Source organism: Chitinophaga rhizophila (genome assembly GCF_019492185.1).
In the GTDB taxonomy this organism is placed as follows: Bacteria; Bacteroidota; Bacteroidia; order Chitinophagales; family Chitinophagaceae; genus Chitinophaga; species Chitinophaga rhizophila.
On sequence record NZ_JAICCF010000002.1, the window covers coordinates 688342 to 708723 of the forward strand.

The 20382-nt window shown below is 44.5% G+C and carries 18 protein-coding genes; 8 read left to right on the forward strand and 10 right to left on the reverse strand.

Annotated elements, in window-relative coordinates:
* Positions 1 to 37 precede the first annotated feature (37 nt).
* Positions 38 to 481, forward strand: coding sequence for a DUF6496 domain-containing protein (locus tag K1Y79_RS11705; RefSeq protein WP_220250198.1), 444 nt, complete (start codon positions 38 to 40; stop codon positions 479 to 481).
* Between the two features lie 6 nt (positions 482 to 487).
* Here K1Y79_RS11705 and K1Y79_RS11710 read toward each other — a convergent pair whose 3' ends face one another.
* Both K1Y79_RS11710 and K1Y79_RS11715 read right to left on the reverse strand, forming a co-directional pair.
* Positions 488 to 1246 (reverse strand): LytR/AlgR family response regulator transcription factor, encoded by a 759-nt coding sequence (locus K1Y79_RS11710; protein ID WP_220250199.1) that lies wholly within the window; start codon positions 1244 to 1246, stop codon positions 488 to 490.
* Complete coding sequence (locus K1Y79_RS11715; protein WP_220250200.1) at positions 1221 to 2288, reverse strand: sensor histidine kinase; 1068 nt, start codon at positions 2286 to 2288, stop codon at positions 1221 to 1223. Before K1Y79_RS11715 ends, K1Y79_RS11710 begins: the two co-directional genes overlap by 26 nt.
* Before the next feature lie 145 nt (positions 2289 to 2433).
* On the opposite strand from K1Y79_RS11715, the gene K1Y79_RS11720 reads away from it, so the two are divergent.
* Both K1Y79_RS11720 and K1Y79_RS11725 read left to right on the forward strand, forming a co-directional pair.
* The gene (locus K1Y79_RS11720; protein WP_220250201.1) at positions 2434 to 4752 is read left to right on the forward strand and encodes a TonB-dependent receptor; all 2319 of its coding nucleotides are present in this window, start codon (positions 2434 to 2436) and stop codon (positions 4750 to 4752) included.
* 5 nt (positions 4753 to 4757) lie between these two features.
* Complete coding sequence (locus K1Y79_RS11725; RefSeq protein ID WP_220250202.1) at positions 4758 to 5567, forward strand: DUF4249 domain-containing protein; 810 nt, start codon at positions 4758 to 4760, stop codon at positions 5565 to 5567.
* Positions 5568 to 5832: 265 nt separating this feature from the next.
* Here K1Y79_RS11725 and K1Y79_RS11730 read toward each other — a convergent pair whose 3' ends face one another.
* Positions 5833 to 6693 carry a DUF1266 domain-containing protein gene (locus K1Y79_RS11730; protein ID WP_220250203.1) on the reverse strand — a complete coding sequence of 287 codons (861 nt, stop codon included), beginning with the start codon at positions 6691 to 6693 and terminating at the stop codon, positions 5833 to 5835.
* 350 nt (positions 6694 to 7043) lie between these two features.
* Between K1Y79_RS11730 and K1Y79_RS11735 the strand changes: the two genes are divergently transcribed.
* Positions 7044 to 7682 (forward strand): redoxin domain-containing protein, encoded by a 639-nt coding sequence (locus K1Y79_RS11735; RefSeq protein ID WP_220250204.1) that lies wholly within the window; start codon positions 7044 to 7046, stop codon positions 7680 to 7682.
* Positions 7642 to 7953, forward strand: coding sequence for a hypothetical protein (locus K1Y79_RS11740; protein ID WP_220250205.1), 312 nt, complete (start codon positions 7642 to 7644; stop codon positions 7951 to 7953). The genes K1Y79_RS11735 and K1Y79_RS11740 overlap by 41 nt, the downstream gene beginning before the upstream one ends.
* A 260-nt stretch (positions 7954 to 8213) precedes the next feature.
* Here the strand turns inward: K1Y79_RS11740 and K1Y79_RS11745 are convergent, their stop codons facing one another.
* From K1Y79_RS11745 to dnaK, 3 genes are all read right to left on the reverse strand, one after another.
* Complete coding sequence (locus K1Y79_RS11745) at positions 8214 to 9470, reverse strand: DUF6807 domain-containing protein (protein WP_220250206.1); 1257 nt, start codon at positions 9468 to 9470, stop codon at positions 8214 to 8216.
* A 23-nt stretch (positions 9471 to 9493) separates the two neighbouring features.
* Positions 9494 to 10504, reverse strand: coding sequence for a dipeptide epimerase (locus K1Y79_RS11750; RefSeq protein ID WP_220250207.1), 1011 nt, complete (start codon positions 10502 to 10504; stop codon positions 9494 to 9496).
* A gap of 83 nt (positions 10505 to 10587) precedes the next feature.
* A complete protein-coding gene (gene dnaK, locus K1Y79_RS11755; protein ID WP_220250208.1) occupies positions 10588 to 12495 on the reverse strand; it encodes a molecular chaperone DnaK in 1908 nt (635 codons plus the stop codon).
* A 249-nt stretch (positions 12496 to 12744) separates the two neighbouring features.
* On the opposite strand from dnaK, the gene K1Y79_RS11760 reads away from it, so the two are divergent.
* From K1Y79_RS11760 to K1Y79_RS11770, 3 genes are all read left to right on the forward strand, one after another.
* On the forward strand, positions 12745 to 14094 hold the full coding sequence (locus K1Y79_RS11760; RefSeq protein ID WP_220250209.1) for an OmpA family protein: 1350 nt from the start codon (positions 12745 to 12747) through the stop codon (positions 14092 to 14094).
* Between the two features lie 51 nt (positions 14095 to 14145).
* Positions 14146 to 14739, forward strand: coding sequence for a porin family protein (locus K1Y79_RS11765; RefSeq protein ID WP_220250210.1), 594 nt, complete (start codon positions 14146 to 14148; stop codon positions 14737 to 14739).
* Positions 14740 to 14865: 126 nt separating this feature from the next.
* A complete protein-coding gene (locus K1Y79_RS11770) occupies positions 14866 to 16794 on the forward strand; it encodes an arginine--tRNA ligase (protein ID WP_220250211.1) in 1929 nt (642 codons plus the stop codon).
* Between the two features lie 58 nt (positions 16795 to 16852).
* Here the strand turns inward: K1Y79_RS11770 and K1Y79_RS11775 are convergent, their stop codons facing one another.
* The 4 genes from K1Y79_RS11775 to K1Y79_RS11790 all read right to left on the reverse strand — a co-directional run bounded on the left by K1Y79_RS11775 (position 16853) and on the right by K1Y79_RS11790 (position 20366).
* Positions 16853 to 17488, reverse strand: a complete 636-nt coding sequence (locus tag K1Y79_RS11775; RefSeq protein WP_220250212.1) for a tetratricopeptide repeat protein — start codon at positions 17486 to 17488, stop codon at positions 16853 to 16855.
* Positions 17489 to 17583: 95 nt separating this feature from the next.
* Positions 17584 to 18069: a cytidine deaminase gene (cdd, locus tag K1Y79_RS11780; RefSeq protein WP_220250213.1), complete on the reverse strand. Its 486-nt coding sequence runs from the start codon at positions 18067 to 18069 to the stop codon at positions 17584 to 17586.
* Between the two features lie 244 nt (positions 18070 to 18313).
* Positions 18314 to 19495, reverse strand: coding sequence for a signal peptidase I (lepB, locus tag K1Y79_RS11785; RefSeq protein WP_220250214.1), 1182 nt, complete (start codon positions 19493 to 19495; stop codon positions 18314 to 18316).
* Positions 19496 to 19709: 214 nt separating this feature from the next.
* Complete coding sequence (locus K1Y79_RS11790; RefSeq protein ID WP_220250215.1) at positions 19710 to 20366, reverse strand: alpha/beta hydrolase; 657 nt, start codon at positions 20364 to 20366, stop codon at positions 19710 to 19712.
* Positions 20367 to 20382: the final 16 nt, after the last annotated feature.

The following is a 20382-nucleotide window of genomic DNA, read 5'->3' on the forward strand; positions in this document are numbered from 1 at the left end:
GCAGGTATGCCTTTTATTAACCTTTAAATTCAATAACATGGCGAAGTATTCAAAAAAGAGTCAGGATAAGGTGGAAGAGAATATGCATGAGATGAAAAAGGGCAAACTGAAAAGCGGAAGAAGTAATAAAAAAGTGACCAATCCCAAACAGGCAATCGCAATAGGACTATCTGAAGCGCGGAAGGAAGGTGCAAAGGTCCCAAAGAAAGCTGCAGCCAAAAAAGCAACTCCTAAGAAGAAAGCCGCGGCTAAAAAAGCTACTCCGAAGAAAAGAGCAGCCGCTAAGAAAGCTACACCAAAGAAAGCTGCTGCCAGGAAAGCTACTCCGAAGAAAGCAGCTGCTAAAAAAGCGGCTCCTAAGAAAAAGGCGGCTGCTAAAAAAGCTGCCCCTAAAAAGAAAGCGGCTGCCAGGAAGGCTACACCTAAGAAGGCAGCTGCCAGGAAGAGCGCTGCGCCTAAAAAACGCGCTGCCAGGACGTAATCCTGCTTATTTCTCTCCCAGCCAGGACAGAAACTGAGGCGTCTTTTCCTTACTTACTGTAATTACCTCTTTAAAAGGCACGGTAAGATTGACACATAACTTGCGAGACAGGTAATGTGACGCGTCTTTTATAGCTTTACGGTTAACCAGGAACTGCCTGTTTACCCTGAAGAAACTTTCACCACAGAGCTGCTCGGCTTCTTCGAGTGACTTCTTCAGGTGATAGTGTTGCCTGTCGAATGTCATCAGGCAAAGCACCTCTTTTTCTATATAAAACAGTGCTATGCTATCCAGTCTTACAGGCACAATCTTGTCCTTGTAATGCACAAGTATTGCTGCCGGCCGGGATGTATGGTCAAACACTGCTGCAAATGGATGGCCTGCGCTGTTATCTTTCGTACTGAAAGTGCGACGTAACGTATTGTATTTCTTCAGCGCATTGGCAATAGCTGCATCTGTAAAAGGCTTAAGGATATACTCTATTCCATTGGCCTTAAATGCCTGTAATGCATACTCGTCATAGGCAGTACAGAAAATAATCGGGGCAGTCACCTCTACCAGGCGGTATATATCAAAGCTTTCTCCGTCTCCCAGTTGTATATCGCTGAAAATCAGGTCGGGCATATCGTGGGTGTTGAAGTAAGCTACCGACTCTTTTACCGACTTCAACATCGCTACTACCTGCACGGTATCATCCACCTTACGGATACTCTCCTGCAAATCTTCTGCTGTCAGTGCTTCATCCTCTATGATGACTACCCGCATGTCGCAATATTTTAATCTTTACAGTAAATGTTTTCCCATCATCTTCTATCAGGATGTCCTCTCCTGCCAGCATACGGTAACGTTCTGATAAGTTCATCAGTCCGCAGCCTGTCGAGCCTTCCGTCAGGTGTTTCACCTGCAGATTGTTCACTACCTTCAGATATTCTCCTTCCTGGATCACATCCAGGTAAAGCGGATCTTCTGTAGTCAGTATATTATGCTTGATGGCGTTCTCCAATAGTGGTTGTAGCGAAAAAGCAGGCAGCCACTTACCTGTCAGAGACGATTCATCTATATGGATATCAAACTTTAATGCCTCCCCTGCCCGCATCTTTTGCATTTCCAGGTAGTCCATACTTAGCTTAAGCTCATCTTTCAGGGAAATGATATCCCGCTGGCCCTTGGAAATACTGGCCCTTAAAAAGTCAGACAGGTGGATCAGGTACTCTTCCGCTTTCTCAGGATGTCTGCGTATGAGCGACTTCAATGTATTAAGTGCATTGAAAAGAAAATGAGGGTGGATCTGCTGTTTTAATAACTGGTTGATTGCTTCTGTGTTAGCAAATTTCAGACGTGCATTCTCCAGTTCGGTATCCGCTTTTGCCTGAGAGAGCGTGACATAGTTGTGGATGGTAACTACCAGAATATTCACGACTATCCAGTGTAGCATATACAGGAAGGGCCATGCATTGCGATTGGGCACTTCTTCATACCAGTCTGGTATTACGTAAGGCTTCAGGGGAGAATGCAGTAGATATCTGAATAACAAATAATTAATTAATACCAGGCCGATAAAACTCAGCATGATTCTTATTATCTTGTATCGGCGGGAACCATATTGCACACGTGTAGCTACGCCCATCATTATGAGCAGATTGTATATCGCTACGGCCAGTATACCGAAGTAGATCAGTACTGACTTGATAAGTGTGGTGTTAAGTGAATAGTCTTTTACTGAGGAAGTCAGGCCTACTAATAAGGCAATACATAACGGAGCGGCCAGACTTACACGTATCAGACTTCTGACAGGTATCTTTTTCATGTGTTTCAGACCGCAAATTACACCCTATTGTCCGGACGGGTCAACTTTTCACTGTCCGATTCAGCCGTAATTTTGTCTGTTTCAGCCCAATGTCTTTTTGCATATCAGATAATTATTATTTGTTTCGCACTAAATTTTAAACCGGATGAAATCAAAATTGTTGCTGATTGCTGTCTCGCTGATGGCCCTGCAAGCCACAGCACAGCAGAAACACACAATTAGCGGAACCATTAAGTCCAAAGCCAAAGGTGAAACCCTGATCGGCGCGACCGTAAGAATCAGCGGTGGCGGAGGAACCACCACCAACGAATACGGCTTCTACTCCATTACACTCGCCGATGGCAAACACAAACTGGAATATACCTCTATGGGCCTTCAGGCAACGACGCTTGAATTTACCCTTCGGAAGGATACGACGATAAATATCTCCCTGGAAGACGAATCTGTTTCGCTGGGGGCAGTGACTATTACCGGTACCAGCACGAAAAGAAGCCTCAGCGCTCCGCAGATGGGACTGGAGAAGCTGACTGCCAAGGAGATGAAGAACGTGCCTGTTTTGCTGGGTGAAAGAGATGCAATTAAAGTTATCCAGCTGCTACCGGGTATTAAATCAGCCGGCGATGGTAATGCCGGTATGTTTGTACGTGGCGGTGCCGCCGACCAGAACCTGATACTGCTGGATGAAGCGCCCGTGTATAATGCTTCTCACCTCCTCGGTTTCTTCTCTACCTTTAACTCTGACGCTATCAAGGATATCGCCGTATATAAAGGCGGAATGCCGGCCCAATATGGTGGCCGTCTGTCTTCTGTACTGGATATTAAGATGAATGATGGTAACAACCAGGATTTTGGGGTAAGTGGCGGTATCGGACTGATCTCTGCCAAACTGAACGTAGAAGGACCTATTCAGAAAGACAAGTCTTCGTTCCTGATTTCTGGCCGAAGGACCTATGCAGACATGTTCCTGAGATTATCCAACGATTCTAGTCTGAATAACAATACCCTTTACTTCTACGATATCAATGCGAAGATGAACTATGAGCTGGGTAAAAAAGATAAGCTTTACCTCTCTGGTTACTTCGGAAAGGATAAACTGGGTGTAGGCGATCTCTTTGGACTGAAATGGGGTAATACAACCGGCACCTTACGCTGGAACCATATTTTCAATAATAAGTTATTCTCTAACACCTCCCTGATATACAGTAACTATGACTACACCGTGTCTATCAACAGTGGTTCAGTCAGTGCAGATATCTACTCCAAAATCAGGGACTACAATCTGAAAGAAGAACTGCAATGGTATCCTTCCTCTAACCACAGTGTACGTTTCGGCTTCAATACAATCTATCATACCATCACTCCAGGCCAGGTAACTACCTCTGAGACTTCTCAGATCAATTCAAGAACACTGGAGAACAGACATTCCTGGGAGAATGCAATATATGCTAGTGATAGCTGGAAAATGTCTGACAGGCTGAGTATGACCTATGGTCTGCGTCTGTCAACATTCAGTGTGCTGGGTAAAGGAGACTTCTTTAACATCGATCAGAATGGAAAGATCCTGGATACACTGAGCTATAAAAAGGGCGAGTTTGTCAAGACATATGTTAACCTGGAACCAAGACTGGCTATCAGCTATAAGGTGAATACTACTTCTTCTATCAAGGCATCCTACGTACGGAATGCACAGAACCTTCACCTGATCTCCAACAGTACCACCAGCAGTCCGACAGATAAGTGGGTGGCTAGCACCAATATAATCAAACCAGAGATCTCTGACCAGTACTCTATCGGCTTTTACAAAGACCTTTTCGGAGGTGATTATGAGTTGACAGTAGAAACTTACTATAAGTCATTACAGAACCAGATAGACTACCGAGATGGTGCGAATGTCAATTCAGTGAGTAACGCGATAGAATCTGAGCTTTTATTCGGGAAAGGCCGCGCTTATGGTATTGAATGGTTGTTTAAGAAAAGAGTAGGTAAATTCAATGGTTGGGTAAGTTACACTTTGTCAAAGACAGAGAGAAAGATCGACGGCATTAACAACAATGATTGGTATAATGCACGTCAGGACAGAACCCATGATATTGCGATTGTGGCCATTTACCAGCTCAGTAAAAAATGGACATTGTCTGCAAACTGGATTTACTATACAGGAGACGCTGTTACTTATCCTTCCGGCAAATATAATATCGACGGACAGACCGTTTACTATTACACAGGTCGTAATGCATACCGTATGCCGGACTATCATAGACTGGATCTGGGAGCTACCTTACAGCTGAAACAACGTAAACGCTGGTCATCAGAGCTGGCATTCAGTCTGTATAATGCTTATGGCCGTGAGAATGCTTATACCATCACTTTCCAGGACAGCAAGGATGATCCGAACAAAACAGTTGCTAAACAGACAGCCCTGTTCAAATTCATTCCTTCCATCTCTTATAACTTTAAGTTCTAATTACCATGCGTAACAGTTTTATATATACCATACTAGGTGGAGCCCTTTTACTAGGTACAGCCTGTGAGAAAGAAATTGACCTTAACCTGAATGGGAACGATAATAAGTATGTGATAGAAGGCGTGCTTACCGATAATAAGGGCGGTTGTAGTGTGAAGATCAGCCGTACCAAAAACTTTGACGGCGATAATGAATTTAATGGAGTAGCTGGTGCCAGCGTAAAGATCTGGAGCGGGACAGATACTACCTTATTATCAGAGACAACAGCAGGTGTATATACAGCGCCTGAGTTATCCGGCGTAAGTGGTACTACATACGGACTGCTGGTAACGATTGATGGGGAGCAGATTACAGCTATGTCCAGAATGCCAACAAAAGTGCCTTTTACTAATCTGGATGTATTGGACGAAGATCTCTTTGGAGATCTTACTAAGATAGCCACAGTATCTTTTAAGGATCCAGCCGGTGAAGCGAACTATTATCGCTTCCGTCAATACCTGAATGGCAGAGCAATCAAAAGCTATTGGGTAAGAAATGATGATCTTACAAATGGTAATGATATCACAGCTCGTTTGTACATCTTTGGCGATGCGAATGACGATGATGAGAATGAGCTGAAAAGCGGCGATGAAGTAACCGTGGATATGATGAATATCGATGCCGATGTATACAAGTATTTTTATAGTCTGAGTAATAGTGCTACTGGTGAAAGCAATTCTGCTACGCCTGCCAATCCGGTAAGCAATATCAAGGGTAATGCAATAGGATATTTCAGTGCACAGACTATCGAGACCAAAACAGTAATAGTACCCTGACAGGTGTTGTTAACGATTATCAACAGGAAAGCCGGATCGTGATAGATCCGGCTTTCCTGTTTTAGTACTATAGGCAATAAAGCCTGGCTAAAATAGGCAGACTGGAGTTTATTAATGGTCAGTTTAAACCTTTTTAGGGGTATGATGCCGATCTGAATGTTCTTCAGGCTAGCTAGTCAATACCAAGGTTGTAGCAAGCTTCTATTCATAAAGACGCCCGGTGCAGTATGAACTGCAACGGGCGTCTTTACGAATAAATTCCATTCTATTTTATCGGCATATAAGAATAAATGCTGTACTTACTATCCAGCATGCCTGCAACCTCCTCCTTAAACTTCGCATTATCACTTACTCCGCCTCCCCAGAACTCACGTCCGAGCAGGAAGTCATTGAAGTAAGCTTTCCAGTCGCTATAACGGGCTTGTGCCACTTGCGGAGCCTTCATCAACCAAGCCATAGCTTCTCCCCTATTGAAGTAGCCGGCCTGATAGGCAACACATATATTATTAATATATCTGGCCAGGTCCCATGCTTTGATACCTGAACTACTGAAGGCAGAGTAGTGCTCCTTAATAAACTGAATAGCAGGCAGATCTTTCTTCGCAAGTTGGTACTTAGCCAGATCTATAGTATTCAGGTCCGCGGAAGCACCTCCGTTTTCATCCAGTACTTTGCGATACTGAGCGTATTGCGCCTGATGGCCTTCGTCCAGTAGCCAGGTAAGAGATTTCTCCAGATCAGCTACATTGTGTATATCCCAGTATTGTGCAAGTGTTGCTTTGGCATCTTTCTCACCTGTTGCATCGCCTGGTTTGAAAGGGAAAATGAAATACCGGCTATATGCCGCCTGCATCTCTTTTGAGAAGGCCTCTGTTCCCGGCTCACTTTTTACAGAAGGCTTTATTAGACCATCAAAGGTATGCGTAGGACCACCATAACCATGTACAAAGTAAACGCCAGCCAACATAAATGGATATAATTCGTCATTCTTGATAGTCACTGCTTCGGCAGTCGCTACTGTTTGCTCTTTTTTCTCTTCCTGACTGGCATTTTTGCTGTTACATCCTGCTGTAATTACAGCCAGGAGGCCCCCAGCAGCGATGATTTTTGTATAGAATCCTTTCATGTGGCTTTATTTAATAAACAAAGAAGCATCAAATATAGAACTTTTCAAATTCTTTAAAATATAACCTATGATTATCAACACCTTAACAAATACCCTACAAAACTTGTAGGGTATTATAGAAATATCACTATATTTGTGTTGTCAATCACGGCGATCACATAAATCTGGTTCATATGCCGAATGCTATCAAGCCAACAATTCATGAATATAAAATGACTGTAGCTATTGCTGTCTGTTGTTGTTGTAACTGATTTCTCGGCGGCACAAATCCAGCCGGCACGTTTCTAAAAATCATTACAACCATTCATTAATTACTCACTGTTTAACAAGCATCCCTTAAAACTTATTTTATGTCTACCAATATCAACAGATACGCAGATTTCTTCCCTGAATATGAACTGGAATATGTAAAAAAGCCATGGAAGGACAGAACTCCAATCAGTCCTTTACATGCTGGTGATACATTACCTGCTTTTAACATCAACAGAAAAAACATCATTTCTTCTTCCGATATATTGAAGTCACTGAATGGCTCCCAGCCAGTGACAAATTTGGTTGACCGTCCGCTAGTACTGGTGTTCCACTCTATTCACTGGAATAGCTATGGAGACAGGCTACTGGAAGACCTGAAGGATATTTATGCAGATATACGCGTAATGGGCGGGCAGTTACTGTTAGTGACTGCTGAAGAAAAGAAATACTTTGATGAAGTGACGCCTTCACAGCAACTACCTTTCGCAACTATCTGGGATCAGCAGTTCCAGATTGCACGCAAAGCAGGTTTATATTCTCCTTCTGATCCTATATGGGACAGACTTTCGGGAGTAAATGAAGATGTACCAACACCTGCTATCTATGTATTGACACCTTCACTAAAAATTGCATATAGTGCAGTTGATCTCTACATGGAGAAATCATTACAAAAGAGAGATGTACTCTCAGCAGTATATGATGCAAGCCATCAGGATTCACACGGCATTGCTATATAATAATACTTCTCAGAGAGAAGAACGGCCTGTCCCTTCCGGGGTACAGGCCGTTCTTTTTTGTTACATATTGAAGTCTGCAAACTACCCTCAACAACCCACTAGTCAGAAAGACCTGCGTCTATCAGCACACGAAGCCGGCGGACAAGAATGGTTACTTGACTTTGATAAAGCACCTGAAAATATCAATCAATTCATCGACATACTCGATACTACTCTCAAAGCCATCAACTCAGACTACGAAGCTAAAAGGCATAAAGCGTCATCTGGATAAGCATTGTTGCCCTGATAGGCTTCGGATCTGCAATCTTGCGTTTTTATACAGTTTACTACACAGGAACATCCATTAAGAGGGGCTCCGGCTAACGCATGTTGAACTTCATATCTATCGCACCGGTGGACAATGGAGCATTATCATCATCTTCCTGGCCACACGGCTTAATAAAAGCTGTGCGGCTAAGTTTAGCAGGCATAACGGTCCATCCGGCCAGCATATCATTGGATATTGGGTTGCTTGATTTTATAATATCATCATTACCTGGAAGGTGGTTCTTGCTGGTAAACGGTAACCTCCGGAGGCCTGACGTAGTCCAACCATAACTCTTCTACTTCTTCCTTTGTCAGATCGTTTACAAAGGTAACAACCCGGTATGCCTGCTGATAATACTGCCCGTATTTTAATTGCCAGGCTTTCATTTTGGTTGGACTGAAATTCATCATGATTTCGCCTCTCTCAGAATTTGCCGGCCAAACCCTCACAGGCTGCGGAGCGTCAAAATCATCAGGGTGATTCATAATTACCAGTCCAGCCTGCCCTTTGTCGGTATGTCCTGTAATTTTAATCCAGCGGGCACGCGTACTGTCTGCATTATTACGGGTATTTCCTTCAGAAGTTACTACCTCACTATTTGTAGCTGTCCAGGCTGCAGTTGTCCTTAGTCCGAAACCACCCCCATAACGATACTGTAGAAAGGTGATTCCGGCAGTATCGGCACAGTTCAGTATACTGGACAGATCCCAGATGAATCGGGTAGTATCAGTGCCCGGATGGAACACATTGACCGTCCATTCTTCAGTCATAGCTACAGTTTCCTCTTTATCTATAAAAGCAATATGCTCCTGTAATGCCTTAAATCCACATATAACAGGTCCGGCCGTTTTACCTATTAAACCTTTGAAACGTACCGTTCCTTCTTTTTTATGGAGATTCCAGAAGTCTGTTTCCTTTCCTCTAAATGAAGTATGCGTCCAGGGGTTCCAGATACCCATATGGTGCCAGTGCCCTTTTGGATGGATATTGGTAATAATTTGCCCATCAGGGGCCCATAAAGGATGAATAAAACCACTTCTCCGATAAATCTTATCTACCCCTGCCGGAGGTTCTGCTATACTGTAATTGTACTGAAGCAGTTTGCGGCTTCCTTTGCCTAATACCAATGCTCCATTTGAATCTGTTACATGCATTGCTACACTTGGTACTTCCGGCAAAGCCTTCCGTAATTCATATTTACGTGTATTACCAGGAGCGGTCACTCCGCTCATTATCCAGTATAACTTGTCCCCAATAATTTGGAAAGGCGTTGGTACACTGCGATCCCTTAGTACCTCAAATAGCTGCAAAGAATCAGTTACTGGTAGCAGAGAAAGCCTTATAGTAGCATTTACTGTTGTATTTACTCGCTTTGAGTTACCAGACTTAACATTCATCCTAGCCAGGACCTGACCCCGTAAAGGCAGGGATAATATTAACAGCAATACTATAGCAATACTTTGGGTTAATTTGTTTTTCATAACAGTGCAATATAAGTAGTGGGTTATTTCAAAATAGCGCCGGTTCCTGGCCTATCAGCATAAATAATTCGACCATCAATAATCTTGACGCCGTCTGAGGTGTCTTCTGCCAGTAACAGTGGACCGTCCATATCCACATAGTCAAGATATGGCAGCAGATGGGCCACTGCAGACGTACCAACTGTACTCTCATTCATACTTCCCGTCATCACCTGCATACCCAGTTGTCTTGCCTGCGCAATCATTCTTCTGGCTGGAGTAATACCACCACACTTAGTTAGTTTGATATTGATACCATGAAACAGACCATGACACAAGGGTACATCAGCTTCTGTAATACAGCTCTCGTCGGCCATCAAAGGCAGGGCTGACTGCTCATATACGCGCCTCATTCCTTCGGTATCAGCGGCAGGCATAGGCTGTTCGATAAATTCTACTCCCAATGACTTAAAAGCCGCCGCATTCTTCAAAGTTTCCTCCACTCCCCAGGCACAATTAGCATCCACCCTGAAGGTAGCACTGGTATGTTTCCTCAATTCCTGTATAATGGCAATATCTTCTTTTGTACCCAGTTTAATCTTGTATATAGGCCAGGGGAACTCCTTCAGTTTGCTGACCATATTTTCCACCGTATCTATTCCAATCGTATAGTCAGTTAATGGATTGCTGGAGATGTCCAGCCCCCAGACTTCGTATAGCTTCTTACCTTGCATCTTCGCATAGAGATCATGTGCTGCCAGATCGATTGCACATAAAGCAAACAGGTTAGTTTTAAACAAAGGGTACAGTAGCTCCCATAAGGACTCCGGGGTTTTCAAGGTGTGTGCTTCTATTAGTGACCGATGGGCGTTGATATCGTCCATCAGCCGGGGTACCGTCATATTGTAATATGAATTATCTGCTGTTTCTCCTAGTCCGCTGAATCCATCCTGCTCCAGTTTGACCACTAGCAGCGGCTGTACGTCTTTCGATTTACGGGAGATGGTAAAAGTGTGTCTGAACTTTAATTCAAACGGGTATAGTGTCAATTGCATAACACAAAATAAAAATAAAGCGGCATAAAAAAAGGGCTGACCCTATGGCCAGCCCTTTATACTGATATCTCTAAGCAATCTGCTTATTTTACTTCTTCAAATTCAGCATCAGTTACGCCTTCGTTACCTGCAGCGCTTCCCTGTGGCTGACCTTCTGCACCCGGAGCACCACCATTAGCCTGCGCTTCCTGCGTTGCCTTGTACAGTTCCTCTGAAGCAGCAGTCCATGCATTGTTCATTTCAGCAACAGCTGCATCCACCTGAGCGACATCACCGCTCTTATGTGCTTCTTTCAGTTTGTTCAGGGCAGTTTCAATAGTGCCTTTTTTATCAGCCGGGATCTTGTCACCGTACTCTTTCAGCTGTTTTTCAGTCTGGAAGATCAGGCTATCAGCCTGGTTCAGTTTCTCAACCTTCTCACGCTGTTCTTTATCTGTAGATTCATTAGCTTTCGCTTCTGCCTTCATTTTTTCAATCTCCTCTTTGCTCAGACCACTACCTGCTTCGATACGGATATTCTGTGTTTTACCAGTTCCCTTATCTTTTGCAGTTACATGCAGGATACCGTTAGCATCGATATCGAAGATAACTTCTACCTGAGGTACACCGCGTGGTGCTGGTGGAATACCATCCAGGATAAAGCGACCCAGTGTACGGTTCTGGTTAGCCATTGGACGCTCACCTTGCAGTACGTGGATCTCAACACTTGGCTGGTTGTCAGCTGCGGTAGAGAATGTTTCTGATTTCTTGCTTGGAATGGTAGTGTTGGACTCGATCAGTTTGGTAAATACGCCACCCATTGTTTCGATACCCAGAGAAAGCGGAGTAACGTCCAGCAATAGTACATCTTTAACCTCACCAGTCAGTACGCCACCCTGAATTGCAGCTCCAACAGCTACTACCTCATCTGGGTTTACACTTCTGTTCGGTTTTTTACCAAAGAATCTTTCCACTACTTCCTGGATCTTAGGAATACGGGTAGAACCACCTACCAGGATTACCTCGTCAATTTCGGAAGGATTCATGCCTGCATCTTTCAGTGCTTTACGGCAAGGCTCCAGTGTTCTTTCTACCAGTGTATCAGCCAGTTGCTCAAATTTAGCACGGCTCAGTTTTTTCACCAGGTGTTTAGGCACACCGTCAACTGCAGTGATATATGGCAGGTTGATTTCAGTTTCCTGTGAAGAAGACAGCTCAATTTTCGCTTTCTCAGCAGCTTCTTTCAGACGCTGCCATGCCATTGGATCTTTATGCAGATCAACCGCCTCATCTTTCTTAAACTCTTCAGCCAGCCAGTCCATGATCACTTTATCGAAGTCATCACCACCTAAGTGCGTGTCACCGTTGGTAGATTTCACTTCAAATACACCATCGCCCAGTTCCAGGATGGAGATATCGAAAGTACCACCGCCAAGGTCAAATACTGCGATTTTGCTATCTGCATGTTTCTTATCCAGACCATAAGCCAGGGCAGCTGCTGTAGGCTCATTGATAATACGGCGTACAGCCAGACCTGCGATCTCACCAGCTTCTTTCGTAGCCTGACGTTGAGCATCATTGAAGTATGCAGGAACAGTAATTACGGCCTCAGTTACTTCCTGACCCAGGTAGTCTTCTGCAGTCTTCTTCATCTTCTGAAGAATCATTGCAGAGATTTCCTGCGGAGTATATAACCTGCCGTCAATATCGATACGTGTAGTATTGTTTTCACCACGTGCTACTTTATAGCTCCAGTGAGGAATTTCATTAGACACCTCATCAAAGTGGCGACCCATGAAACGCTTTACTGACATAATAGTGTTGATCGGGTTTGTGATAGCCTGACGCTTTGCAGGATCACCTACCTTTCTTTCACCATTTTTTAAGAAACCCACAACGGAGGGCGTAGTTCTGCGTCCTTCATCATTGGCAATTACTACCGGTTCGTTACCTTCCATTACAGCAACGCATGAGTTGGTAGTTCCTAAGTCAATACCTATTATCTTTCCCATAATTATAAATATTCTCGCTTGTAGTTGTAGATAGATTATTTGTCTCCGGGTACCAAATGTCAATGATTATGCCAACGGATACGTCATGCAAATATGTCAGTTACAAGTGTCAGTTCACCGCCAAATACTGGCAAAACCAGTAAAAAGACTGAACAATTTTCAGGTAATGCGGTTGTTAAATATACACCGAAGCACCAACCATGCTCTGGCGAGTAATGCAAACACTAAATTTTCTAACCCTGAACAATTATGAAAAGCTCCTCTTTCTTTCGGGCTGCCTGTATGCTGGCCCTTTTTACCCCCTTATGCTCCATAGCTCAGACCACCATTAACGGCCCTATCTTCACGGATGGCCCCGGTTACCGTCGCTGGTCAATAGGCGTTAACGGCGGACTATTAGCCCCGGTAGCAGCCTCCGGTGGTAGTAACGATTTTACTAAATGGAAAGCGTCGGCAGGCTACGGCGCTTATGTTAAATGGCAACTCCTCCATTCCCTGGGTATCCGCGCAGACTATACAGGTGGCAAGCTGGCAGGAAATAATGACCGCAAACTGGGGAATGAAAAAGATCCAGCAAGAGAATATAATTCATTTGAAACCAAACTGAAATGGTCAGCCAGCGTCAGCGCTGTCGTTAATGTAGCCACCATCAACTGGATGTACAAAAAGAATGCTGTTCAGATATACCTGTCTGCAGGTGGTGGACTGGCAGGCTACTCCCCAAGAATCAGTACTGAACTGGAAGGCGGCCTCAAAGACTATAAACCAAACGGCGAAAATATCAAGGAATTTTATGTACCTATCGGCGCAGGATTGAAATTCAAGCTGTCAGAATCTGTTAACCTGGACCTGGGTTATACCATGCATTATACCGATGGCGATAACCTCGACGGTTTTAACTACGGCCCCGACAAGGATAAATATTCATATGGTTACGCCGGACTGGAATTTCCATTGGGTAGCAGGTCAAAACCACAGCTTAGCTGGCAAAACCCGGCAAAAGTATTGTACGACGACCTCGCTCAGCAAAAAGCCAATCTGCAGCAGGAACTGGAAGCATCCCGCGCCGCTAACGCTAAACTGACCGCTGATGTGGATAAGCTAACCGCTGATGCTGATGGCGATGGCGTATCTGACTTTTTTGATAAATGCCCGGGTACATTAGCTGGTATCAAGGTAGATGGCAGCGGCTGTGAATTACCAAAAGATACTACACCTAAACAGGTGATCACCAAAGTAACTATTACTGATGATGATCGCCGCCTGATCAAAGACGCTATTCAGAACCTGGAATTTGAATTTGGTAAATCCAGCATCAAAGCCAGCTCCTACCCTTCCCTGAATAAGGTAGCTGAAATGCTTCGTACCAAAGGCTTCAGCTTAAAACTGGGCGGTCACACCGATAATATAGGCAACGCTACCAAGAATATGGCGCTTTCAAAAGACAGGGCTGAATCAGTAAAACAATACCTGGTAGAACAAGGTGCTAATCCATCCAAGATTGAAGCGGTAGGTTATGGTGCCAACCAGCCGATAGCTACTAATAAAACAGCTGCCGGCAGACAAAAGAACAGAAGGGTTGAGTTTACCATATATTAAATAATATAGGCATAGATTTTGCTAAGCATGGCAAATCTCTATGAGTCTTTTATGAAAAAAGTTTTCCTTTCTGTAATGCTGGCTGCTTGCACGGCATTCGTAGCAAATGCACAGACAGTGTCCTTCGGCGTCAAAGGTGGTCTGAATATATCTACGCTGACCCAGTTTGACAATTCAAAGGCACGTGCATCTATCTTTGCCGGTGGTTTCGCTAACATTGCTTTCAATGAAAGCATGTCCCTTCAACCAGAGTTGTTATACTCAGGCCAGGGTGTGAAGTATAAAGTGCTAAATCAGACTACTACACAACGCCTGAACTATATCAACGTGCCGGTAATGTTCCAGTACCGCCTCATTCCTGAGTTCTTCCTGGAAGCTGGTCCGCAACTAGGCTTTAATATTGCCTCTAAATCAAACACCGGTAAAGTAACGGTTGATACAAAAGACAATACCAAAGGAGTAGACTTCGGACTGGGTTTCGGTCTGGGTTATCAGTTCCCTGCAGGTGTAGGCATTGCTGCCCGCTATATGTTCGGACTGTCAGAAGTGTTTGAAAGAAGCTTCGAGACTAATAAGAACGGCGTCGCCCAGATAGGACTTTTCTATACATTTAACCATCACGCTCCGGTTAAACGCAGGAAATAACCGACTTTAAAAGGGCTGGCTTATGATTGCCAGCCCTTTTTCTTTATTATATTATTGCCCTCCCCAACTCCCCCGCCAGATTTTTTATACCTTTGACGCTACTTTTTGCATTAACAGTTTATCAGCATGAGTGTTGTACAATCCATCAAATCTGCTGCTGCCGCAGCAATAAAGGCGCTTTTTGACCAGACAATACCTGCAAAGGATATTGCCATCAATACGACTAAACCTGAATTCGAAGGCGAATACACCATCCTGGTGTTTCCTTTCACTAAATTCAGCCGCTTAAAACCCGAAGAAACTGCTGATCGACTGGGTACATACCTGCAGGAACACAATCCTGACCTCGTAGCAGGATACAATGTGATCAAAGGGTTCCTGAATATCCAGATCACTGAACAATACTGGACACAATACCTCCAGCAACATTTCAATAACCGCAATACTGGTAAGAAACCATCCAATGGTAAAAAAGTAATGGTGGAGTACTCCTCCCCCAATACCAACAAACCCTTGCACCTGGGCCACCTGCGTAATAACTTCCTGGGTTATTCCGTATCAGAAATACTGAAAGCCAATGGTTATGAAGTGATAAAAGCCAACCTGGTAAATGACAGGGGTATTCATATCTGTAAATCCATGCTGGCATGGCAGCTCTTCGCACACGGCGATACCCCGGAGTCAACAGGTATCAAAGGCGATCACCTGGTAGGCGACTACTATGTGAAGTTTGAATCCATCCTGAAAGAACAAACCGAACCTATTATCGCACGCGCGCTGGAAAGCGACTTCAAAGATTTTGAAGGCGCTGATAAAGAACGTATTGAGAAACTGGTAACGGTTTTCCATAAACCTGAAGTACAGGCTGATAAAGAGAAACTGGATAAACTCAATGACGAAATCAAAGAACTTGCCCGTAAGCAGACAGAAATCATGCAGCAAGCTAAAATCATGCTGCAGCAGTGGGAAGCAGGCAACCCTGAAGTAAGGGCGCTATGGGCTACCATGAATGGCTGGGTATACAAAGGCTTTGATGAAACATACAAACGGCTGGGTATCGATTTTGACAAGATGTACTATGAAAGTGAAACCTATCTACTGGGTAAAGACCTGGTAGAAGAAGGCCTCGCCAAGGGTGTTCTCTTCAAAAAACCAGATAACTCGGTATGGATAGACCTTACTGCTGACGGCCTGGATGAAAAGCTCCTGCTGCGCGGCGATGGTACCTCCGTATACATGACCCAGGACCTTGGTACTGCCCGTCTGAAATACGACGACTACCAAATGGAACAAAGCCTGTATGTAGTGGCTGATGAACAAAACTACCACTTCAAGGTACTTCAGCTGATACTCAAAAAGCTCCAGGAACCATGCGCCGACGGTATCTATCACCTGTCTTACGGTATGGTGGAATTGCCAAGTGGAAGAATGAAAAGCCGGGAAGGTACTGTTGTTGATGCGGATGACCTGATTGATGAAATGATCGCTACTGCCGCTGAACAAACTAAAGCCTCCGGCAAGCTGGATGATATGAGCGACGACCAGCGGGATCTGTTATATAACATGATCGGTCTTGGAGCAATGAAGTTCTTCCTGCTGCGTGTTGATCCTAAGAAGAAAATGGTCTTTGACCCGAAAGAATCAATTGACCTGCACGGATTTACCAGTGCCTTCGTACAATATGCCCATGCACGTATTAAGTCTATCCTGCGTGAGGTAGCTCCGGACGTAAATAAACTGGAAGGCTACTGTCATAAGGGCAGCCTGCTGCCGCTGGAAAAAGAACTTATACTCCTGAACGAGCAATTTGAGGACATATTAGAGGATGCTGCCAAGGAAATGAGTCCGTCAGTTATCGCTAACTACGCTTATCAGCTGGCACAGACTTTCAACTCCTTCTATGCTGAAAAGGTGGAAGGTGCCTATACCTATTCCGTACATAAGGCCGAAACGCCCGAAAAACAGAAACTACGGGTACAGATAGCCATGCTCACCGCTACGACTATCGCTAAGAGCATGAAACTGTTAGGTATCGATGTTCCTGAAAGAATGTAATCATCTCATTCAATATAAATGAAGAGGGTGTATCATGCTTGTGATACACCCTCTTCATTTATATTGGCGCTGCCGCCAACGCTTTGTCACATAAAGCTTCTCCCCTGTTCACTTCCCCTGTTCCGATGTAAGACTTACCAAGCATAAACATCGCAAAGGCATTTCCAGGCTGTATACTCAGTAGTCTATCCCAGTAGCTGACTGCCAGTTGATAACTTCCTGCCAGATAGTAATGATGGGCCAGGGCCTGTAACGCCCTTGGGTCATCCGGCCTGAATGCCAGGCAGTTCTCCAGGTATTGTATACCTTTCTGCGTTGCCTTCATCTGCAAGCACGACATGCCTGCCGTCAGACAAATATCTGCATCCTTCCTCCTGCCTTTGGCCAAAGCCATTTCAAATGCCGTCACCGCAGCAGAATACTCCTTTGTATTGAAATACAGCACTCCTATAGTATACCATGCCCCTGACTGCTCCTCTTCCAGCTGAAGATAGTGTTTATAGTAACCTATACTCTCCGGATACACCTCCTCCAGGGCTGCAATCTCCGCCAGTTGCAGATATGCAAGCGCATAACTACTGTCACGGAGCACGATCTCCTTAAAGCACCTCTTCGCAGCACCAAAAGCTCCCGCATTGCGGCAGCTGATACCTTCTTTGTAAAGACTCTTTAATTTATTTCCAGGAAAAGCCATAGCAACTTGCACAAATAGAACAGCCCATAGCAGTGGACATAGGATACGGACATTCAGCATAGAGCATCATACGGAACGTCACAAAGATAGCAAATTTATTGCATATCTTCTGCTGTGAATGCCAGTGGCAGGAGGTGTCTGATTGTGGGAATAACAAACGCTTTACCGGTTTGACCGCTCATGATAATACGGATAGGCTGCTGCTGACGCCCCTCATACTCCAGTAACGTCTGCCGGCATATACCACAGGGTGATATCGGCGCATCATTACTGCCATTCGGATTATGGTAACTTACTGCAATAGTCAGTATCGGTACTCCCGGATACAACGATGCTGCGGTAGATAATGCCACCCGCTCTGCACAGATACCAGCAGGAAATGAGGCATTCTCCTGATTGGTTCCCTTCACAATAATCCCGTTGGCTAACAGGATGGCAGCCCCTACGTAAAAGTTGGAATATGGGGCGTATGCCTGTGCAGTTACCTCACGGGCATCTTCCAGTATACGCTGGTCGGCGGTAGGCAAAGCTGCACTATCTGGAAAGGATTGATATTCAAAAGAGTGTTTGCGAACGTCCATAAGACAATTTAAATTAAAATTGGCAATTAGGAATTAAGAATCAGTAATCAGGCGCTTTATACTCAATTACGCTTATGCTGCGTCAATAGCATAACAAAGTCTCTGCCGGATTGACCGGACTTCCTGTAAAAACAAAGGGTGCCTCCACTGAAGCACCCTTTGCAATATTTCAATATTCATCATTCATTCACAACCCTTCTTACCTCCATTCCATCTGAATGCTTAATACATAATCTATTATAGATTATCGGATAGTTCTGAACAACCGGTTCCACCTGATACTACCATGGCCATAGCTCATCCAGATCAACCAGGCCTTGCCAACCACATGGTCTTCAGGAACAAAACCCCAGAAACGGGAGTCCAGTGAGTTATCACGGTTATCACCCATCATCCAGTAATAGTTCATTTTGAATGTATAAGTACTGGAAGGTTTGCCATTGATATAGAACTGACCGTTCTTCTCTTCCAGCTTATTACCCTCATATACGCTGATAATGCGGTCATAGATAGATATGTTGGTGCTGCTGAGCTGTACTGTCGCACCTTTCTTAGGTATGTACAATGGTCCGAAATTGTGTTCAGTCCATTTGTAGTTAGCAGTATCATGCGGGAATACCTGGATCTCCTGTGTAGCAGTTCTTACAAAAGGTCTTACCTCCTTCACAACAGGCCATGTTTTCAGCAGATCTGCCATACCCGGTGTCAGATCATACCGGAACAGCGCAGAGTCAAATACGCCAGCCGGATTAGGATCAATATCCAGTTCATCCAGGCGGACAGGATTCAGCGGATCGCCGGTTGTTTTTACCCAGTAACGGCGCTCACTTTCCTGTGGGATAGGTGCCTGTGCACCATTGACATATACTACACCTTCTTTTATAGACAGTGTATCGCCAGGGATGGCCATACAACGTTTAATATAATTCTCACGCTTATCCACCGGACGGGCAGTTACGTGATTCTGCTCCCATACATTGTCACGGCCGTAAAATCTTACCAGCTGATAATAACTCTGTTCCTGCTGTTCCAGGGCTACCGTATCACCTTCGGGGAAGTTAAATACAACAACATCGTAACGCTCTACATCTGAAAAACCTGGCAGACGTCTGTATTTCCACTGTACTGCTTCAGAATAGGCCTTACTATATTTTGTAAATGGTAATGTGTGGTGGGTAAATGGTACAGCCAGCGGCGTCATAGGAATACGTGGACCGTAGCTGATCTTGCTAACAAACAGAAAGTCGTTTACCAGCAAGGTCTTTTCCATAGATGGGGTTGGGATTGTGTACGCCTCAAAAATAAAAGTGCGTATTAAGGTAGCTGCGATGATGGCGAATATTGCGGCATCAAACCACTCTCTTACGGCAGATTTCTTCTTCTTTGGCTGACCCTCGTTATTTCTTCTCCAAAAAGCCGGGTTCATTAAGATTCGTTTAAGATTTTTTTAAAGATCAAATATAAGATACAGTGTCCTGCAAGCTAATTAATACTAACCAAATGTTTTGCTAAAATAATAGGATTAGGTTGATTTAATAAACTTTTTTACATGTAAGGACATTGAAACAGACCGTTTTCCGGCAGTTGTCCTTACTTCCCCAGGCACTCATACCAGGTAGTGCAGCATTTGCCGTACCGGCTCATGATAACTCTTTGGCAAGGATATCACTGATCTGCGCTGCACGGTTATAGACCATAAAATGCCCTCCATCAGCAATGGTATAATCAGCTTTGACAAATTTCATTGGAAAAGCACGATCCTTGCCCCCATGGATATGTACAATGGATGCCGGCACAAAATCATTAGCCCAGTGCACAATCGTACGTATTCCCCAACGCAGATATCCGTAAGATGTCTTACGCATGTAATCTGACAGCAGCTGCAGCTCCTCATCTGTTTCTGCATTCAGGAAGATCTTAACGATTCCTTTTCTGCGGGTAAATATGATGGCATCCGGTAAACGGAGCAATACCAGCAAGCCTGTTTTCTTCACCCAACCCAGGTAAGGCGGCCTCTCCAGGGTGTTTTTAATACTACTGATCAGGATGACCTTCTGTACCGGCCTTTGCCTGGCTATCTCTACTGCCAGCATACCTCCAAAAGATACGCCTATGAGTGTAACATGTTCATGCGCTATGCCTGCGGCCATACGGGCTGCATATGCAGGGAAGGTCTCTCCGGCTTCCGGGGTAAGCCAGTCCAGGTAGTGGACGGTGTAACCAGCTGGAAAAGTGAGGTTTTTAAATATTCTTCTGTCTGCTCCCATTCCGCTGAGCAGGTATAGGTGTTTTTCCATGGTCCCTTGCTGAATA

Coding starts and splice junctions, on each gene's coding strand:
- K1Y79_RS11705 (WP_220250198.1), top strand. CDS start 38: ATGGCGAAGTATTCAAAAAAGAGTCAGGATAAGGTGGAAGAGAATATG.
- K1Y79_RS11710 (WP_220250199.1), bottom strand. CDS start 1,246: ATGCGGGTAGTCATCATAGAGGATGAAGCACTGACAGCAGAAGATTTG.
- K1Y79_RS11715 (WP_220250200.1), bottom strand. CDS start 2,288: ATGAAAAAGATACCTGTCAGAAGTCTGATACGTGTAAGTCTGGCCGCT.
- K1Y79_RS11720 (WP_220250201.1), top strand. CDS start 2,434: ATGAAATCAAAATTGTTGCTGATTGCTGTCTCGCTGATGGCCCTGCAA.
- K1Y79_RS11725 (WP_220250202.1), top strand. CDS start 4,758: ATGCGTAACAGTTTTATATATACCATACTAGGTGGAGCCCTTTTACTA.
- K1Y79_RS11730 (WP_220250203.1), bottom strand. CDS start 6,693: ATGAAAGGATTCTATACAAAAATCATCGCTGCTGGGGGCCTCCTGGCT.
- K1Y79_RS11735 (WP_220250204.1), top strand. CDS start 7,044: ATGTCTACCAATATCAACAGATACGCAGATTTCTTCCCTGAATATGAA.
- K1Y79_RS11740 (WP_220250205.1), top strand. CDS start 7,642: ATGATGCAAGCCATCAGGATTCACACGGCATTGCTATATAATAATACT.
- K1Y79_RS11745 (WP_220250206.1), bottom strand. CDS start 9,470: ATGAAAAACAAATTAACCCAAAGTATTGCTATAGTATTGCTGTTAATA.
- K1Y79_RS11750 (WP_220250207.1), bottom strand. CDS start 10,504: ATGCAATTGACACTATACCCGTTTGAATTAAAGTTCAGACACACTTTT.
- dnaK (WP_220250208.1), bottom strand. CDS start 12,495: ATGGGAAAGATAATAGGTATTGACTTAGGAACTACCAACTCATGCGTT.
- K1Y79_RS11760 (WP_220250209.1), top strand. CDS start 12,745: ATGAAAAGCTCCTCTTTCTTTCGGGCTGCCTGTATGCTGGCCCTTTTT.
- K1Y79_RS11765 (WP_220250210.1), top strand. CDS start 14,146: ATGAAAAAAGTTTTCCTTTCTGTAATGCTGGCTGCTTGCACGGCATTC.
- K1Y79_RS11770 (WP_220250211.1), top strand. CDS start 14,866: ATGAGTGTTGTACAATCCATCAAATCTGCTGCTGCCGCAGCAATAAAG.
- K1Y79_RS11775 (WP_220250212.1), bottom strand. CDS start 17,488: ATGGCTTTTCCTGGAAATAAATTAAAGAGTCTTTACAAAGAAGGTATC.
- cdd (WP_220250213.1), bottom strand. CDS start 18,069: ATGGACGTTCGCAAACACTCTTTTGAATATCAATCCTTTCCAGATAGT.
- lepB (WP_220250214.1), bottom strand. CDS start 19,495: ATGAACCCGGCTTTTTGGAGAAGAAATAACGAGGGTCAGCCAAAGAAG.
- K1Y79_RS11790 (WP_220250215.1), bottom strand. CDS start 20,366: ATGGAAAAACACCTATACCTGCTCAGCGGAATGGGAGCAGACAGAAGA.